We start from the raw sequence: 16,102 nt of genomic DNA on the forward strand, positions 1-16,102 counted from the left end.
AGTGGAATGCGATTGCAGTTGATGACGTGGATGGAGGTGGAAGCCTACCTGAACGGAAACCGGGGGATCATCATCCCCATCGGCTCGACCGAGCAGCACGGACCGAACGGCTTGTTCGGCACGGACGCCATCTGCCCGGAAGTGATCGCCGACCGGGCGGCGGAGACGCTCGGCTGCATCGTTGGGCCGACGATCTCGATCGGCATGGCGCAGCACCATCTGGCCTTCCCGGGCTCTATCGCCCTGCGGCCGTCCACCCTGATGGCGGTGATCCGCGACAGCGTGCTGTCGCTGGCCCGCAACGGGTTCGAGCGGTTCTATTTCCTGAACGGCCACGGCGGCAACATCGCCACCGTTTCGGCCGCGTTCAGCGAGATCTACGCCGAGAAGAGCCTCGCCGTCGGCCCCAATCAGCCCCATGTCCGCTGCAAGCTGGCCAACTGGTTCGCCTTCCCGGCCGTCAAAGAGATCAGTCAGGAACTCTATGGCGACCGGGACGGCAGCCATGCCACCGCCTCGGAGATCTCCGTCACCCAATACGCCTATCCGGAGCACATCAAGAAGGTGGACATGGACCCGGCCCCGCCGCGTCCGCGCCCGTTCTACGACGCCGAGGATTACCGCCTGATCCATCCCGACGGCCGGATCGGCGCCGACAGCTTCCTTGCCACGCCGGAAGCCGGTGCCAGATTGGTGGAGGCCAGTGCGGCGGGGGTGGTCGAGGACTACCGCTCCTTCATGGCGGAGGCGTAAGCGGGAGCGACAGATGGGCGAATACGACGGCAAGCCGGCAGACGCGGTCACGGTCCGGGTCTGGGATCGGCCGCTGCGGCTGTTTCACTGGGCGCTGGTCCTTTGTCTCGCCGGGTCCTGGATCACCGCAGAGCAGGGGATGATGGACTGGCACGAGCGCTTCGGCCTGACCGCCCTGGCGCTGGTGGTGTTCCGGCTGATCTGGGGTGTGGTGGGCGGCGAGTTCGCCCGCTTCTCCAGCTTCGTGCGCGGCCCGGGCGCAGTCGTGACCTATCTGCGGGAGACCCTCGCCGGACGGCATCCGGAATATGCCGGTCACAATCCGTTGGGGGCGCTCGCCGTCCTGGCCCTGCTGCTTCTGGTGGGCGTCCAGGCGGGGCTCGGGCTCTTCGCCAATGACGACATTCTCTACGAGGGCCCGCTATACCATCTTGTCGGTTCGAGCCTGTCGGGCACCCTGACCGGCTGGCATCACTGGACCTTCGACATCCTGCTGATCGCGGTGATTGTCCACGTGGCGGCGGTGATCGTGTACATGGTCTTCCTGCGCGACGATCTCATCCTGCCGATGATCACCGGCGTGAAGCGCATGGCGCCGCAGGATGCGCCCGGCCGGATCCGCCGAACGCCCTGGTGGGTGGCGCTCGCCATTCTGGCGGTCTGCGCCGCCGGGGCCTATGGGCTCACCCTGCTCGCTTGAACGAAGAGGCCGGCCCGAGGGCCGGCCCGATCGTGTCCGCCGGATCGCCGGTCAGTCCTTGCGATAGGCCTTGTGGCACGCGCCGCAGGTAGCGCCGGTGGCCTTCAGCTGATCGCCGAGTGCGGCGGCATCGCCGGCCTCGGCCACCGCGGCCAGCTTCTCGACGGCGGCGAGATGGTTGGCGGCGGCTTTCTCGAAGCCCGCCCAGTCGGACCAGATCGCCGGCAGCGCGTCCGTTCCCTCGCCGGAGCCTTCGGGGAACATCTCGGGGATCTGCTTCGCCCAGGCCACCATCGCCTTGGTCGGCTCCACGGCGGCGGAGGCGGTGCCGGATTCGACGGCGGCCTTTACCGCCTTCATGTTGGCCGCATGCGCCTTGAAACCCTTCTCGCGCTGGTCGGCGACATCGGCGAATGCCGTACCGGCGACCATGGTCAGACCGAGAACGGCGGCCATGGCGAGCGTCGAAAACATCTTCATTCTTTTGTCTCCTCTAGTCGGCCCGGTCGTTGTGCCGGCGCAGGCAGCGTAACCCGGATCGGGGGCCGGGATGACGGGCGTCGTTGGTCGAAACCCGAGCAGGGACATACTCTCACGCCAATGTGATGGGCGGATGAAGGGGTGACCATCGGGGCTGCCGGCAGGAGGCCCGAGCATATTCTCTCCCGACAGGTCGACAGATCGGGCGCGACTCCGTAGAATCGGGCCGATTCGGGTCGGACACGGCAGCCAGCGGGGAGGGGACGCGACGTGACGGATGACCGCGTAGTTCTCTTGCACCCAGCGCGTAAGGCCGGGAACAAGACCAGGAAATCGGCGGCGGAAGCGACCTCCCGACCGGAGGCCGAGCCGGCGCCGACGCGTCTGACCATGGGCATCGAGGTGCCGGCCGACCGGCGCTCGGTCCTGCTCGTGCAGACCATCGCCCAGCTCGCCACCCTGGCCAAGGAAGCGGGCGTTCCACTCGACGACGGCCTGGCCGAAGGGGCCGAGCGGCTGGCCCGCAATCTGCGCGGCGCCGGGATCGGTCTGCCGCCGCATCTGGAAGACGCGCTGGAGGACATCACCCGGGCGCTGACGCCGCCCGAGCCGGATGAGCCGCGCGGTCTGGTCCTCCCGTTCCGGGCCTGCGGCACCGAGGACTGATACCCCCTTCGACCTGCCTCCTTTCCGTCAGATTTCCACGCCTATCCTCAACCCTGGCCTGCGCGCCGGCGGCCGGCGGAGTGTGTCTCGACAGCCGCCGGGCACTGGCGTAATTAGCAAGTAAGCATAAGAGATAAAAAAGCTTTGGGAGGACTGGGGATGCTGCAGGGCCAGATGATGGACCGGCCGCTGATGATCTCCGACATCGTCACCTATGCGGCGGAGATCCGCGGTGACCAGGAGATCGTGTCGGCCCGGGTCGAGGGCGACCGCCACCGATACACCTACAGGGATCTCGCCGGCCGGGCGGCCCAGCTCGCCCACACGCTGCGCAAGCTCGGGATCGGGCCGGGCGATCGGGTGGCGACGCTGGCCTGGAACGGCTACCGGCATCTGGAACTCTATTACGGGATCTCCGGGATCGGCGCCGTCTGCCACACCATCAATCCTCGGCTTTTCGCCGAGCAGATCGTCTATGTCGTCGGCCATGCCGAGGACAAGGTCCTGTTCCTCGACGCCACCTTCGTGCCGCTGGTGCAGGGCTTGCGCGACAAGCTGCCGAAAGGTCTGCGCTACGTCGTCCTGGGCGAGGAAGTCCACGGCCTGGAAGGGGCGCTGGCCTATGAGGACCTGCTTGCGGAGCAACCGACCGAGATCGACTGGCCGGTCTTCGACGAGCGGGCGGCCAGCGGCATCTGCTACACATCGGGAACCACCGGCCATCCCAAGGGCGTCCTCTACACCCACCGCTCCACCCTGCTGCATTCCTATGGGCTGATGACGATCGCCACTGAGGTCGGACTGACCCCGACCGACAGCATCCTGCCGGTCGTGCCTCTGTTCCACGTCAATGCCTGGGGTCTGCCCTACGCCATGCCGCTGACCGGCACCCGCATCGTCATGCCGGGCCCGAAGCTGGACGGTGCCAGCCTGTTCGCCTTGATGGACGAGGAGAAGGTCACCTCGGCCTGGGGCGTGCCGACGGTGTGGCTCGGTCTGCTCGGCGAGATGCGCAAGCAGGGCCGCAGGCCGGACGGGTTCGACGTGGTGATCATCGGCGGCTCGGCCGCGCCCGCACCGATGATCTGCGAGTTCGAGGTCGATTTCGGCGTCCGGGTCGTCCACGGCTGGGGCATGACGGAAATGAGCCCGGTCGGCACCCTGACCACCATGGGCCCCACCCTGAACGCCTTGCCAGAATCGGAGAAGCGGGCCTTCAAGACCAGCCAGGGCCGCCGGCTGTTCGGCTGCGAGCTGAAGATCGTCGACGAGGCGGGCAACCGGCTGCCCCATGACGGCGAGGCGTTCGGCGAGCTCCTGGTGCGCGGCCACGGTGTCATGAGCGCCTATTTCGGAGACGACGACACCAGTGCGCGGACCTTCGACGACGAGGGCTGGATGCGGACCGGCGACGTGGCGAAGATCGACGAGCACGGATTCCTCTACATCGTCGACCGCACCAAGGACGTCATCAAGTCCGGCGGCGAATGGATCAGCTCCCTCGACCTGGAGGGGGCCGCGCTCGGGCATCCGGCGATCGCCGAATGCGCGGTCATTGCCGCAGCCCACCCGAAATGGGGCGAGCGGCCGCTGCTGGTCGCCCGGCTGGAGCAGGGGAGGACGGCGACGCCGGACGATATCCGCGCCTACCTGTCCGACAAGGTCGCAAAGTGGTGGTTGCCGGACGACGTGGTTTTCGTTGACGATCTTCCCCATACCGCGACCGGCAAGCTGTCGAAGCTGACGCTGCGCGAGCGGTTCAAGGATCACGTCCTGCCGACGGCCGCGGAGTAAGGCGGTCTCGGCCTTCCGGCATAGGCCATATGGGACCGACAGATGAGTGAAGACGCGGCAGTGAGCGCCGAACCCCCGGCGCCGCCGATCCGCTGGGCGATCCTGTTCGGCGTGTGGACGGTGTATTTCTGCTTCGGGCTGACCATCGCCGGCCTGGCCCCCATCATCGGCCCGATCACCCGCGACCTGGAGATCAGCCACACCGCCATGGGTGGGGTCCTGGGTATCTGGCAGCTCACCTATATCGTGGCGGCGGTTCCCGGCGGCAGTTTTCTCGACCGGGTCGGCGCCCGCCGGGCGATTTTCCTCGGGGCGATGATCGTGGCCCTGTCCGGTCTGCTGCGGGGCATCGCCGACAGTGCTGCGCTGCTGTTCGTCGCCGTGGCCATCTTCGGCATCGGCGGTCCGATCGTCTCCGCCGGCGCGCCGAAGGAGATCGCCCGCTGGTTCAAGGGCAGCGACCGCGGCTTCGCCATGGGCATCTACATCACCGGCCCGGCCATCGGCTCCATCGTCGCGTTGTCGCTGACCAATTCGGTGCTGATGCCGTATTTCGAGGGTGACTGGCGCTCGGTGCTCCTGCTGTGGTCGGCGGTCGCCGCTCTCGGCGCCTGCGTCTGGTTCGCGATCGCCAGCCTGCCCGCCGCCCGCCGCCACGACCCGCCGGTCTCCACCGCCAAGCCGCGGCCGCAGAAGGAAGTCATCGGCGAACTGGTGCGCCTGCCGGCGGTGCGGCTGCTGCTGGCCATGAGCGTGGCGATCTTCGCGCTGAACCACGGACTCAACAATTGGCTGCCCGAGATCCTGCGGGTGGGGGGCATGACGCCGGTGGAGGCGGGGTACTGGGCGACGGTGCCGACCCTCATCGGGATATTCGCCTCCCTGACCATCCCGCGGCTCGCCACGCCGGAGCGCCGTCATCTGGTGCTCGGTCTGCTGGCGGCGGGGGCAGTGCTCGCCTGCCTGCTGCTTTGGGTCGCGGGCCAGCCGGCGCTGACCATCGGCCTGGCGCTGCAGGGGATCGCCCGGTCCTCCCTGATGACGGTGGCGATCCTGACCCTGGTGGAAACCAAGGGCGTGGGAGAGGAGCGCGCCGGCACGGCGAGCGGGCTGTTCTTCTCCGCCGCCGAAGTCGGCGGAGCGGGTGGCCCGATCCTGCTTGGGCTGGTCTATGACGCCACCCACAGCTTCGATCTGTCCCTGTGGATCCTGGCGGGTGTGGCCGCGTTCCTGCTGCTCGGCACGCTGCGGCTGAAGGCGCTGCAGAGCTGAGGTAATTGCCGTTCCCGTCATCCCGAACTTGTTTCGGGAGGACGGGAGGCGCGTGTGACGCGACCCTTCGACATGCCCCGTTGGGATTGCTCAAGGCGAGGTCGGGATGTTCATTTTTGACCTCGCCCTGAGCAGCCCCCTGTCCCGGATTTAATCCGGGATTGAGCCAGGGGGCGTGTCGAAGGGCCGGCAGCGATCACCCGTAGCTCTTCGACATCCCGATCGCCGGATCGGCGAAGGCGCCGAACGGGGGGTAGGGATAGCGCAGGCCGTTCTTCGCCAGGCCTTTCAGACCCTCCACCCCGCGCAGGAACTCGTCCGGCGGGCAGGCCATCAGCAGCTCGTCGTCGGCCACCCCGCCATAGCGCCGCTCGGCGTAGCAGGGGATGGAGAGGCTGGTCTGTTTCGTGCTCAGCGCCCGGCCCCAACTGTCGGCGCAGGCGCTCTCGCCGGTGATGGTGAAGTCGTAGCGGCGGTAGTTCTTGAACTGCAGTCCGTTGATGAACAGGATCATCTGCCCGGGCGAGGCGTAGAACAGGCACACGTCCGGCGGATCCAGCCGGCCGGTGCGCAGCGGCGAGGCGCAGAGGCCGGAATAGCGGCCGGGGGCGACCCGCGGCATCTCCGTCTGGTGCTTGCGTGCGGCTTCCTGGTTGTCGAACCAGACCCCGGTCATCTGCTCGCCCGAGGCGAGGCGTTCCGGTACCTCCTCCAGGCCGATATTGGCGCCGCAGCTCGCGTTCGGCCGCAGGTTGTCCTTGACGATTCCCAGGGTGAAGCCCGCGGTGCGGACCTGGGTGACGAGCTGGCAGGTGGTGAAGGGGATTCCGTCCATGGGCGTGCGGACGCCCGGCACCGCCTTCATCTCCTCCACATCCTCGAACAGCTTCATGCCGAAGGGATAGGTGCGCAGTTTCAGCAGGTCGGACAGCTCGGCGGCGGCCTGTTTGACGGTCTCGCCGGTGATGGCGGCCGGCGCGTCGACGGATTGGGCGGCGGTGTCGGTCATGGCGGTCTCCCGAAGTGATCTTTTTCTCGTTGTCCCTGCCCCGGAGCGGCCATGGGAGGTGCCCCGGCACGGGTTTCCGCTGTAGCGTGCTGGTTGCAGGTCCGGGCGGCAAGACCCGGCGAAGAACGGGAGGAAACGCGTGGCGAGAGCGTTCGAGGGAATCCGTGTCGTCGACTTCACCCAGGTGCTGTCGGGGCCGTACATGACGTCCCTGCTGGCCCAGGAAGGGGCGGACGTCATCAAGATCGAGGCGCCCGGGCCGGGCGGCGGCGATCAGATGCGCAACCGCATGATCCCGAGCAAATACACCGATATCGACATGGGCTCCGCCTTCCTGGCGCTGAACCCGGGCAAGCGCAGCGTCGCCCTCGACCTGAAATCGGAGGAGGGGCGGCGGATCGCCCACCGGCTGATCGAGACCGCGGACGTGGTCGCCCAGAATTTCCGCGGGGGGGTGGCCGAACGGCTCGGCCTCGGCTGGGAGGATGTGAAGGCGATCAAGCCGGACGTGGTCTACTGCCAGATCACCGGCTATGGCGCCACCGGCCCGCGCTGCAAGGAAGGGGCCTATGACGGCGCCATCCAGGCGGCTTCCGGTATGATGTCGACCAATGGCTCGCCCGAGACCGGGCCGATGCGCACCGGTTATTTCCCGGTCGACCTGTTCACCGGCGCTTCGGCCGCCTATGCGGTCGCCGCCGCCCTCTTCCGGCGGGAGCGCACAGGGGAGGGGCAGTATCTCGACATCGCCATGCTGGACGCCGCCCTGAACATCCAGGCGCCGTCCATTGCCCAATGGACGGTGGACGGCAATCCCGGCGGATTGATCGGCAACAGCTCCGCCACCCATCTGCCGACGGCGAACAGCTTCGACTGCTCAGATGGCACGGTGCTGATGTCGGCGACCATGCAGACCCATGTGCAGGCGGTGTTCGAGGAACTGGGGATCGCCGATCTGCTCAGCGATCCGCGTTTCGCCGACAGCAAGGCGCGCATCGCCCACCGTGAGCTGGTGGACAGCACGCTACGCAAGGCGTTCCTGGCGGATACGGCGGCGAACTGGTCGAGGCGTTTGGGGGCACGCGGCGTGCCGATCAGTCGGGTGAACTCGATTCCGGAGGCGATGGAGGAACCGCAACTCGCCCATCGGGGCAGCCTGGCGGAGGTGCCGGCGCCACGGGGATTCGACCAGCCGGTGCGGTTGGCAATGGCGCCTTATAGGAGTGCGGCGGACGGGCCGAAATTCGACCGTCCGCCGCCGGGTCTCGGGGAGCATACCGAGGAGGTGCTCAGCGAGCTGGGCATGTCCTCCGCCGGTCCTGCCTGAAGGGGCCTACCAGCTCCCGGTGTTCTCCATGGAGGCCCAGGGCTCGGCCGGGTCCTTGGGGCCGTCGGCGTTCAGCAGCTCGATGGAGATGCCGTCCGGCGACTTCACGAAGGCCATGTAGCCGTCGCGCGGCGGGCGGTTGATGGTTACGCCGTTGTCCATCAGCTTCTGGCAGGTGGCGTAGACGTCGTCGACGCGGAAGGCGAGGTGGCCCCAGGCGCGGCCCTCGACCTTGTAGTCCTCGGTATCCCAGTTGTAGGTCAGCTCCAGCATCGGCGCCTTCTTGTCGGAGGCGGCGCTTTCCTTGTCTTCCGGGGCGGCCAGGAAGATGTTGGTGAAGCGACCCTTCTCGCTGTCATAGCGCCGGATCTCCTCCAGTCCGAGCAGACCGCAGTAGAAGTTCAGGCTTTCGTCGACGTCTTTGATGCGGACCATCGTGTGGAGGTATTGCATGGAGGCTCTCCGTTCGTGCGGGGACTGTTGTTCGGTGGGGGAGATTTGAGCCCTTCGGGCGGCGATGGCAACCCCCAGGACAGCCCATGCGCCGGATGCCTCTGCGCTAAAGGCCCCGGTCGCGCAGCCAGGCCAGGACATCGGCGCGGCTGGGCGCCAGAAAGTCGAGGGCGGGGGCGAAGGCGCCAATCATCGGGGCGTGGCCGACCTTCGGATAGGTCTTCACCGTGACGTCGCCCCCCAGACCGGCGATCGCGGCGGCGAGGTTCTTCGTGTTCTTCGGCAGGACGGTGGTGTCGGCGGTGCCGTGGAGAAGCAGCAGCGGCGGCGCATCGCCCCTTGCATAGGTGATCGGTTGGCTGGCCTCGGGATCGCCCTGGGGTGCGAGGATCGGCTGCAGGTCGTCCGACAGGGGTAGGAAGTCGTACGGGCCGGACAGGCCCACGGTCGCCTTCACCGTGGAGTCCACGTCGAGGCCGGCGGCGGACAGCCAGCGCGGATCCAGCGTCAGCATCATCGCGATATGCGCGCCGGCGGAATGGCCCATGAGGACGATCGGCCGGTCCAATCGCGCCGCCACGGCCGCCACCGCCGCTGCCCCGTCCTGCACGAAGTCGGGAAATGTCACCTGGGGATACAGCCGGTAATCCGGAATCGCGACCGTGTAGCCCGCCTTGGTCAGGGACTGTGCGACGAAGCGGTACTTGTCCTTGTCGCCGCTCTTCCAACCGCCGCCGTAGAAATAGACGATCGCCGGAGCATCGCGCCGGGGAGCGCTCGGCTCGTAGAGGTCATATGTCTGGCGCGGCCCCTCTGCGTAGGGAATGCCCTGCACCCGCTCGTAGCCGGTCTTCGGCGTGAGATGATCGACGATCTGCAGCGGCGAGCAGGCGGCAAGGAACGAGAACACGAAGAGTCCAATCCATCGGCACATGCGGCTTATACGGGCCAAGCGACGGATTGGACGTGTGGCCGGCGCGCTATCCTCGGGCGGCGTCGAGCAGGTCGCCCACCGCGCCGGCGAAGACCCGGGCGCCGGCGACGATATCAGCGTCGGAGGTGTTCTCGCTCCAGTGATGCGACACGCCGTTGATGCTGGGCACGAACAGCATGGCGCACGGGATGTAGGGGGCCAGTGTGCGGGCGTCGTGGCCCGCGCCGCTCGGCATCAGGGTGTGCTTGCCGGGGCAGATCCGCTCGGCGGAGGCGGAGAAGGCGGCCTTCAGCTGCTCGTCCATCAGCGCCGGCTTGGTGATGCTGACGATCTCCAGGCGGACGTCGCAGGGACCGTTGGCATCCTCCGCCGCGATCAACTCCTCCAGCTTGGCGTGCATCCGGTCGAGCACCGCCTGGTCGGCATCGCGGAACTGGAACAGGATCTCGGCCCGGCCCGGCACGATGGCCGGCGCGCCCGGGTCGAGGGTGATGCGGCCGACGGTCCACACGCTCAGCTCGGCGGCGATCTTCTGGAACTCGGTCTCGATCGCCTGGAGCAGGCGGGTCGCTGCCACGCCGGCATCGCGGCGCATCTTCATCATCGTGGTGCCGGCATGGTTCTGCTGGCCCTCGATGACGATCTTGTACTGCCAGGAACCGACGATGGAAGTGACGACGCCGATGGTCAGGTCGTTGGCCTCCAGCCAGCCGCCCTGCTCGATATGGGCCTCCAGGAAGCAGAGATAGCGGTCGCGCTCCATCTGCCGGCGCGGTTTGCCGGCCAGACCCGCCTTGGCCAGGGCCTCGCGCAGGGGCAGACCGTGGGTGCGGTCCACTGCGTTGTCGATGGTCTCCTCGGTGAGCTGGCCGACCCAGGAATTGCTGCCCGGCATGTCGCTGAAATGGCCTTCCTCGTCGGCGAAGGCGATCACGTCGACGCCGCTTTCCCCGTAGGCCCCGCTCTCCGCGACGGCGCGTGCCGCCTCCAGCGCGTAGAGCACACCCAGCGCGCCGTCCAGCCAGCCGGCCTCGTTCTGGGTCTCGATATGGGAGCCGGAGAGGATGTGCGGGCCCTTGCCGGGCGCACGGCCGATGACGTTGGCGATGCCGTCGATCTCCGCCTCGTGGCCCATGGCCTTCAGCTTGTCGACCAGCCAGTGCCGCGAGGTGATGTCGTCTGCGGACAGGGTCGGGCGGTGCACGCCGGTCTTGAAGGCCCCGATCTTGCGCAGGTCGTAGAGGTCTGCGAGCAGGCGGTCGGCGTTGATCTCAAGCATCTCGGGCCTCCGATGGCGACAGGTGAGGGCTGACGAGCGACATCGGGCGGGAACCGTCGGGCGGTGCGAACGTTGCCCAGGCGAACCGCGATAACAGCGCACACCATCGGGCCGCGTTCCCTACCCTGCGGCTCCGTTCCGGCGACTCCCGTTGCCGATGTGGTGCAGCGCACAAAAAGTCTCGCCGACTTTGGCAGGGACTCTCAAGAGGGGAAACGCTCCAGAGCCTCAGGGATCCGACCGGTTCGACCGAGTCGCGACCGCTAGCGGTGCGACCCGTTGAATTTGAACGAATATTGCCGCGCATGCATCGGTTCCGTATCGGAAATGGTGCGATGCGAAATAACCTTGGCCCGTTTATTGCTTGTTAACGGGCATGGAGTATCCTTCAGGGGATTAAGAAAATCGGTCCCCGTCCCGCAACCCCAACCCTCGGATCGTTTCCGATGATCGTTCGCTCCCTCATCTCGCGTCTGCGTCACGACCTCTTTTCCTGGTGGGGCAAGCGCGCCTATCACCCCGAGAAGCGGTATATGCGGGGCACCCGCGACGCCTGACCGGCGCACCGGCTCGTCTACGACAAGCCAGGACTCCCCGTGCGCCCCGGCAATGGCCGCCAGCGCCGTCTGAAGCGCCTCGCGCCACCGAACGTCTGCCAATCCGATTCCCTCCCCTGATCGTCTCTGCGGGCCGCGTGCGGTGCGCCTGCGGAACTTCTGCGTGTCGGCAAATCGCCTCTCCCAATTGTCTGCCGCCGTGCCATTCTGCGGCGAGAACAAGACCATAGGAGGTGAGGACATGGATGTGCGGCTCGACGGGCGCTCGGCGCTGATCACCGGAGGCAGTCTCGGCATCGGCCGGGCGATCGCCCTGCGGTATGCGGAGAGCGGTGGGCGCGTGGCCATCGTGGCCCGGCGCCAGGAGACGCTGGACGAGGCGGCGGCAGCGATCAAGGAGGCCACGGGTGTCGACATCGTCACCATCGCCGCCGACATCTCCACGGCCCAGGGCTGCGAGATCGCCTGCGACATCGCCCAGGCCCAGCTCGGCGCGGTCGATATCCTGGTGAACAATGCCGGCTCTTCCAAGCGCGGGCCGTTCGCCAGCCATGACGATGCCGTGTGGCAGGCCGATCTGGATCTGAAACTGTTCGCCGCGATCCGCCTGTGCCGCCGACTGATGCCGGAGATGCAGCAGCGCCGCTGGGGGCGGGTGATCAACATCCTGAACACGGGTGCGAAGGCGCCGCCGGCGGAAGGCGCGCCGACCGCGGTCACCCGGGCGGCGGGCATGGCCCTGACCAAGGCCATGGCGAACGAATACGCCCCCTACAACGTGCTGGTGAACGCGTTGCTGGTCGGGCGGATCGAAAGCGATCAATGGGTGAAGCGCCACGCAGCCGAGAATGGTAATCGTTCGCTGGAGGACTATTATAGCGAGATGGGGGAAACCATCCCCATGGGCCGCGTCGGCACCGCCGAGGAGTTCGCTGCCGTCGCCACGCTGCTGGCCTCCAAGGAGGGCGGCTACGTGACCGGCACGGCGATCAACATCGATGGCGGCATGTGCCCCGTGGTCTGAGCGGTCCGCATCGGTTGGGAGTTGTGCGTGGGAACTGGTGACGCCGGCCAGTGGTGCCGGTCATGACGGAAGTGGCGGGCGTCCCGTTCGACTATGTGCCGCTGATACTGGCGACGACCGCGTCGCTGATGTTCGCCATTGGTGCTCAATGGCAGAATATCGGCCTGTCGACGATCGACGGGCGCACCGGGGCAATGGTGTCGATCACCGCCGCGGCGGCCACCTTGTGGGTGTTCGCGCCGTTCTTCATGGAGTGGCACTACTGGCTGGAGCCGGCGGTGCTGATCTTTGCCTCCATCGGCCTGTTCCGGCCGGCGGTGTCCGCCAATCTGGCGGTTGCGGGCATGAAGTATCTGGGCCCCACCCTGGTCAGCACGCTCGCCTGCACGTCGCCGCTGTTCGGCACGGTGATGGGGGTGCTGATCCTGGGGGAGATGTTCACCTGGCCCCTGGCGTTCGGCACGGGCGGCATCATGGCGGCGGTCCTGCTGCTCTCCAAGCGGGGCAAGCTCTCTGTGGACTGGCCGTTCTGGGCCCTGTTTCTGCCGATCGGCGCCGCCTTCCTGCGCGCACTCGGGCATGTTCTGTCGAAGATCGGCATGGAGGCGGGCATCCCCGACCCCTACTTCGCCAGCATTGTCGGCTTCACGGTCTCGGCGATCCTCACCTGGTCGGTGCGCGGCGTGCGACGCGAGCCGGTGGTGGTGAACTGGCATGCGCCGGGCGTGAAGTGGTTCGCCCTGGGCGGAGCGACGACCTCGGCCGCGATCATCTGCCTGAATACCGGCCTGCTCCGCGGCGACCTCGTCGTCATCGCGCCGATCGTCGCGACCTCGCCGATCTTCACCATGCTGCTCTCGGCGCTGGTGTTCCGCCGCGAGAGGTTGACGGGTAAGGTCGTGATCGCGACCTTTATCGTCGTGGGCTCCGTAATCGTCATCGCGCTCGGACGCTGAGACGGCCACGGAGGCTGTTAACCCAGGAGATTTCCATGAATGTGCAATCGCCCCTGTCCACCCCGGCCCGCGCCGCCGATCCGCGCGAGGCCCGGCGGCTGATCCGCGAGGGGGCGCATACCGGCCATACCGCCGGCCTGGCCCCGGGCTATCTGCAGGGCAATCTGGTGATCCTGCCGGCCGCGCACGCCCTCGACTTCTTCCGGTTCTGCCAGCGCAATCCGAAGCCGTGCCCGCTGGTCGGCGTGTCCGATACCGGCAACCCGGATCTGTTCACGCTGGGCACCGACGTGGATATCCGAACCGACGTGCCGTCCTACAACGTCTTCCGCGACGGCGTGCTGACCGAGTCCGTGCCCGAGATCACCGGGCTCTGGGGAGAGGATTCCGTCGCCTTCGTCATCGGCTGCTCCTTCACCTTCGAGCAGGCCCTGGTGACCGACGGCATCCGTCTGCGCCACTGGGACGACGACACCACCGTCTCGATGTACCGCACCAACATCCAGACCACCCCGGCGGGCCCGTTCCGCGGCGAGATGGTCGTCTCCATGCGGCCGATGACCATGGCCGACGCCATCAAAGCGGCGGCGATCACCGCCCGGTTCCCCCACGCCCACGGCGCGCCGGTGCATATCGGCGACCCGGCTCAGATCGGCATCTCCGACCTGTCGAAGCCGGATTTCGGCGACCCGACCCGGATGGAAGAGGGCGAGGTCCCGGTGTTCTGGGCCTGCGGCGTCACCCCGCAGCGCACGGTGCTGGAGGCCAAGCTGCCCCTGGTCATCACCCATACGCCGGGCCACATGCTGGTCACCGACATTCCGGGCTACGAGGCCGGCGGTCAGTAACTTCCTTCGTTTCCGTCCAGGCATAGAAAAGCCCCCTTCCTGGCGCCAGGAAGGGGGCTTTCGTTTGGACGTGCCGGGTCGCCGCTCAGTAGAACAGCGACGGCAGCCACAGGGCGAGGTCGGGGAAGCCGACCAGCAGGGCGACCATGGCGAACATGGCCAGCAGGAACGGCACCACGCCGATCATGACGTCGGTCATCGGCCCGCTGCCGCGCACACCTTGAACCACATAGAGGTTCACGCCGATCGGCGGTGTGATGAGGGCTGTTTCCAGCATCACCATCAGCAGAATGCCGAACCAGACCGGATCGTAGCCGAGGCCGACGATGATCGGGGTGATGATCGGCGCCGTGGTGATCAGCATGGACAGCGTCTCCATGAAGCACCCGAGCACCAGGTAGAACAGGATCACGACCATCAGCGTCTGAAACGGCGTCAGGCCGAGCGAGGTGATGAAGCCGGCCAGCGCCTGGGTCAGGCCGATCATGCCGAGGACGAAGTTGAGAAAGATCGCCGCCATGATGATCAGCATCACCATCGCGGTGGTCTTCATCGTTCCCTCGATCGCCTGACGGAGCATGGAGAGGGAGAGGGTCCTGTAGCAGGCGGCCAGGATCAGGGCCGCCACCACGCCCAGGGACGCGGCTTCGGTCGGCGTGGCAAGGCCGGCATAGATCGAGCCGACCACCACCAGGAAGATCGCCAGCGGCGGCAGCAGATCCGGCAGGACGCGGATCCGCTCCGACCAGGAGGTCTGGACCTTGTCGCCGTCGAGACGCGGCCAGACGGTGCAGAAGATCACCACCGCCACCATGAACAGCAGCGCCAGGATCAGGCCCGGCAGGAAGCCGGCCAGATACAGCTCCGGCACCGAGGTGTCGGTCAGCAGGCCGTAGACGATCAGGTTGATCGACGGCGGGATCAGGATGCCGAGCGTACCGCCGGCGGCCAGGGTGCCGAGGAACAGGCGCTCGTTATAGCCGCGTTTCTCCACCTCCGGCAGGGCGACCGTGCCGACCGTCGCGGCGGTCGCGACGCTGGAGCCGGAGGTCGCCGCGAACATGGCGCAGGCGCCGATATTGGAGTGCATCAGGCCGCCGGGCAGCCAGGACATCCACTGCACCAGGGCCGCGTACATCCGCTGGGCGATTCCGGCGCGCAGCAGGATCTCGCCCAGCAGCACGAACATGGGAATGGCGACAAGCAGGAACTCGATCGAGGTTTCCCAGGCGTTCAGGGCCAGACCGCGCCACAGGAAACCGCCCGAATAGATCTGATCGAGCGCCAGCCCCAAGGTCCCCAACGCCGCCGCGATCGGGATGCTGAGGGCGATCAGCACGATAAGGATGATCAGCGTAGTGCCGAGCATGGCGTCTCAATCTCCAAGGAGTGGGGCGATTAGCCGGCGTGGCCGCCGTCGCCGCTTTGCATTTCTTCATCGAGGGTCGGAACGCCGGCGATATCGTGGACGCCGGTGATGTCGCCGCGGATCAGTCGGACCACGGCGATCACGAAGACGAGCAGCAGCGTCGCGCAGAAGATCAGCATGCCGGCGAACCACAGGGTCTGCGGGATCGCCAGCGGCGTCTGCAGCGGCGTGATCGACTTGGTCCAGAACTTGTAGCTTTCCTGCAGCATCAGCCAGACGCGCCAGGTCAGCGGGAAGAAGAAGACCGCCATGCCGAGCAGGGCCACGATGTCGAGGATCGACCGGATCCCGGCGGGCAGGGGGATGTAGAGGGCGTCGATCCGGACGTTCGCGCGATGCAGGACGGCATAGGGAAAGGCAAAGGCCGTCGAGATGGCGAAGACATATCCGGACATCTCGTCCGCACCCCCGAGGGTGACCAGGAAGAGATCGCGCAGGATCACGTCCACTGTCACCATCAGCGCCGCGCCGATCAGGGCCGCGCCGCCGATCCAGACGAGGACGCTGGAGAGTTTGAAATTCGCTGCGAGGAGTTTGTCCAGCACCGTGGGCACCTTCCGCTCAATTGCGGGATACGAAGACGACCCGGGCACCGACCGGCGCCCGGGTCCGACTTCACGG

General features: G+C 67.1%; 16 protein-coding genes. 9 read left to right on the forward strand and 7 right to left on the reverse strand.

The window, feature by feature from the left end:
• The first annotated feature begins 6 nt into the window (after window positions 1-6).
• The gene (locus tag T8K17_RS14560) at window positions 7-753 is read left to right on the forward strand and encodes a creatininase family protein (RefSeq protein WP_322330458.1); all 747 of its coding nucleotides are present in this window, start codon (window positions 7-9) and stop codon (window positions 751-753) included.
• Between the two features lie 13 nt (window positions 754-766).
• Window positions 767-1,453 carry a cytochrome b/b6 domain-containing protein gene (locus T8K17_RS14565; RefSeq protein WP_322330459.1) on the forward strand — a complete coding sequence of 229 codons (687 nt, stop codon included), beginning with the start codon at window positions 767-769 and terminating at the stop codon, window positions 1,451-1,453.
• A gap of 51 nt (window positions 1,454-1,504) precedes the next feature.
• Here the strand turns inward: T8K17_RS14565 and T8K17_RS14570 are convergent, their stop codons facing one another.
• Entirely contained in the window at window positions 1,505-1,933 is a 429-nt protein-coding gene (locus T8K17_RS14570) for a cytochrome c (RefSeq protein WP_322330460.1), read from the reverse strand.
• Window positions 1,934-2,227: 294 nt separating this feature from the next.
• Between T8K17_RS14570 and T8K17_RS14575 the strand changes: the two genes are divergently transcribed.
• The 3 genes from T8K17_RS14575 (at window position 2,228) to T8K17_RS14585 (ending at window position 5,665) form a co-directional block, all read left to right on the forward strand.
• On the forward strand, window positions 2,228-2,599 hold the full coding sequence (locus tag T8K17_RS14575) for a hypothetical protein (RefSeq protein ID WP_322330461.1): 372 nt from the start codon (window positions 2,228-2,230) through the stop codon (window positions 2,597-2,599).
• Window positions 2,600-2,758: 159 nt separating this feature from the next.
• The gene (locus T8K17_RS14580) at window positions 2,759-4,393 is read left to right on the forward strand and encodes a long-chain-fatty-acid--CoA ligase (protein ID WP_322330462.1); all 1,635 of its coding nucleotides are present in this window, start codon (window positions 2,759-2,761) and stop codon (window positions 4,391-4,393) included.
• Between the two features lie 60 nt (window positions 4,394-4,453).
• Entirely contained in the window at window positions 4,454-5,665 is a 1,212-nt protein-coding gene (locus tag T8K17_RS14585; protein WP_322330463.1) for a CynX/NimT family MFS transporter, read from the forward strand.
• A gap of 196 nt (window positions 5,666-5,861) precedes the next feature.
• Here the strand turns inward: T8K17_RS14585 and T8K17_RS14590 are convergent, their stop codons facing one another.
• The gene (locus T8K17_RS14590; RefSeq protein ID WP_322330464.1) at window positions 5,862-6,674 is read right to left on the reverse strand and encodes a DUF169 domain-containing protein; all 813 of its coding nucleotides are present in this window, start codon (window positions 6,672-6,674) and stop codon (window positions 5,862-5,864) included.
• A gap of 139 nt (window positions 6,675-6,813) precedes the next feature.
• Here T8K17_RS14590 and T8K17_RS14595 point away from each other — a divergent pair, with 139 nt between their 5' ends.
• On the forward strand, window positions 6,814-8,001 hold the full coding sequence (locus T8K17_RS14595; protein ID WP_322330465.1) for a CoA transferase: 1,188 nt from the start codon (window positions 6,814-6,816) through the stop codon (window positions 7,999-8,001).
• Between the two features lie 6 nt (window positions 8,002-8,007).
• Here T8K17_RS14595 and gloA read toward each other — a convergent pair whose 3' ends face one another.
• From gloA to T8K17_RS14610, 3 genes are all read right to left on the reverse strand, one after another.
• Window positions 8,008-8,454, reverse strand: a complete 447-nt coding sequence (gloA, locus tag T8K17_RS14600) for a lactoylglutathione lyase (protein ID WP_322330466.1) — start codon at window positions 8,452-8,454, stop codon at window positions 8,008-8,010.
• Between the two features lie 106 nt (window positions 8,455-8,560).
• Window positions 8,561-9,364 (reverse strand): alpha/beta hydrolase, encoded by an 804-nt coding sequence (locus T8K17_RS14605; RefSeq protein ID WP_322330467.1) that lies wholly within the window; start codon window positions 9,362-9,364, stop codon window positions 8,561-8,563.
• Between the two features lie 70 nt (window positions 9,365-9,434).
• Window positions 9,435-10,667: a hydantoinase/carbamoylase family amidase gene (locus T8K17_RS14610; RefSeq protein WP_322330468.1), complete on the reverse strand. Its 1,233-nt coding sequence runs from the start codon at window positions 10,665-10,667 to the stop codon at window positions 9,435-9,437.
• 798 nt (window positions 10,668-11,465) lie between these two features.
• Between T8K17_RS14610 and T8K17_RS14615 the strand changes: the two genes are divergently transcribed.
• The 3 genes from T8K17_RS14615 to T8K17_RS14625 all read left to right on the forward strand — a co-directional run bounded on the left by T8K17_RS14615 (window position 11,466) and on the right by T8K17_RS14625 (window position 14,052).
• Window positions 11,466-12,248 carry an SDR family NAD(P)-dependent oxidoreductase gene (locus T8K17_RS14615; RefSeq protein ID WP_322330469.1) on the forward strand — a complete coding sequence of 261 codons (783 nt, stop codon included), beginning with the start codon at window positions 11,466-11,468 and terminating at the stop codon, window positions 12,246-12,248.
• 62 nt (window positions 12,249-12,310) lie between these two features.
• Complete coding sequence (locus tag T8K17_RS14620) at window positions 12,311-13,204, forward strand: DMT family transporter (RefSeq protein WP_322330470.1); 894 nt, start codon at window positions 12,311-12,313, stop codon at window positions 13,202-13,204.
• Window positions 13,205-13,239: 35 nt separating this feature from the next.
• Window positions 13,240-14,052 carry a putative hydro-lyase gene (locus tag T8K17_RS14625; RefSeq protein ID WP_322330471.1) on the forward strand — a complete coding sequence of 271 codons (813 nt, stop codon included), beginning with the start codon at window positions 13,240-13,242 and terminating at the stop codon, window positions 14,050-14,052.
• A gap of 85 nt (window positions 14,053-14,137) precedes the next feature.
• On the opposite strand, the gene T8K17_RS14630 is transcribed toward T8K17_RS14625, so the two are convergent.
• Window positions 14,138-15,421, reverse strand: coding sequence for a TRAP transporter large permease (locus tag T8K17_RS14630; RefSeq protein ID WP_322330472.1), 1,284 nt, complete (start codon window positions 15,419-15,421; stop codon window positions 14,138-14,140).
• Between the two features lie 29 nt (window positions 15,422-15,450).
• Window positions 15,451-16,026: a TRAP transporter small permease gene (locus T8K17_RS14635; protein ID WP_322330473.1), complete on the reverse strand. Its 576-nt coding sequence runs from the start codon at window positions 16,024-16,026 to the stop codon at window positions 15,451-15,453.
• Between the last annotated feature and the right edge of the window lie 76 nt (window positions 16,027-16,102).

This window comes from Thalassobaculum sp. OXR-137, from assembly GCF_034377285.1.
Lineage (GTDB): Bacteria > Pseudomonadota > Alphaproteobacteria > Thalassobaculales > Thalassobaculaceae > Thalassobaculum.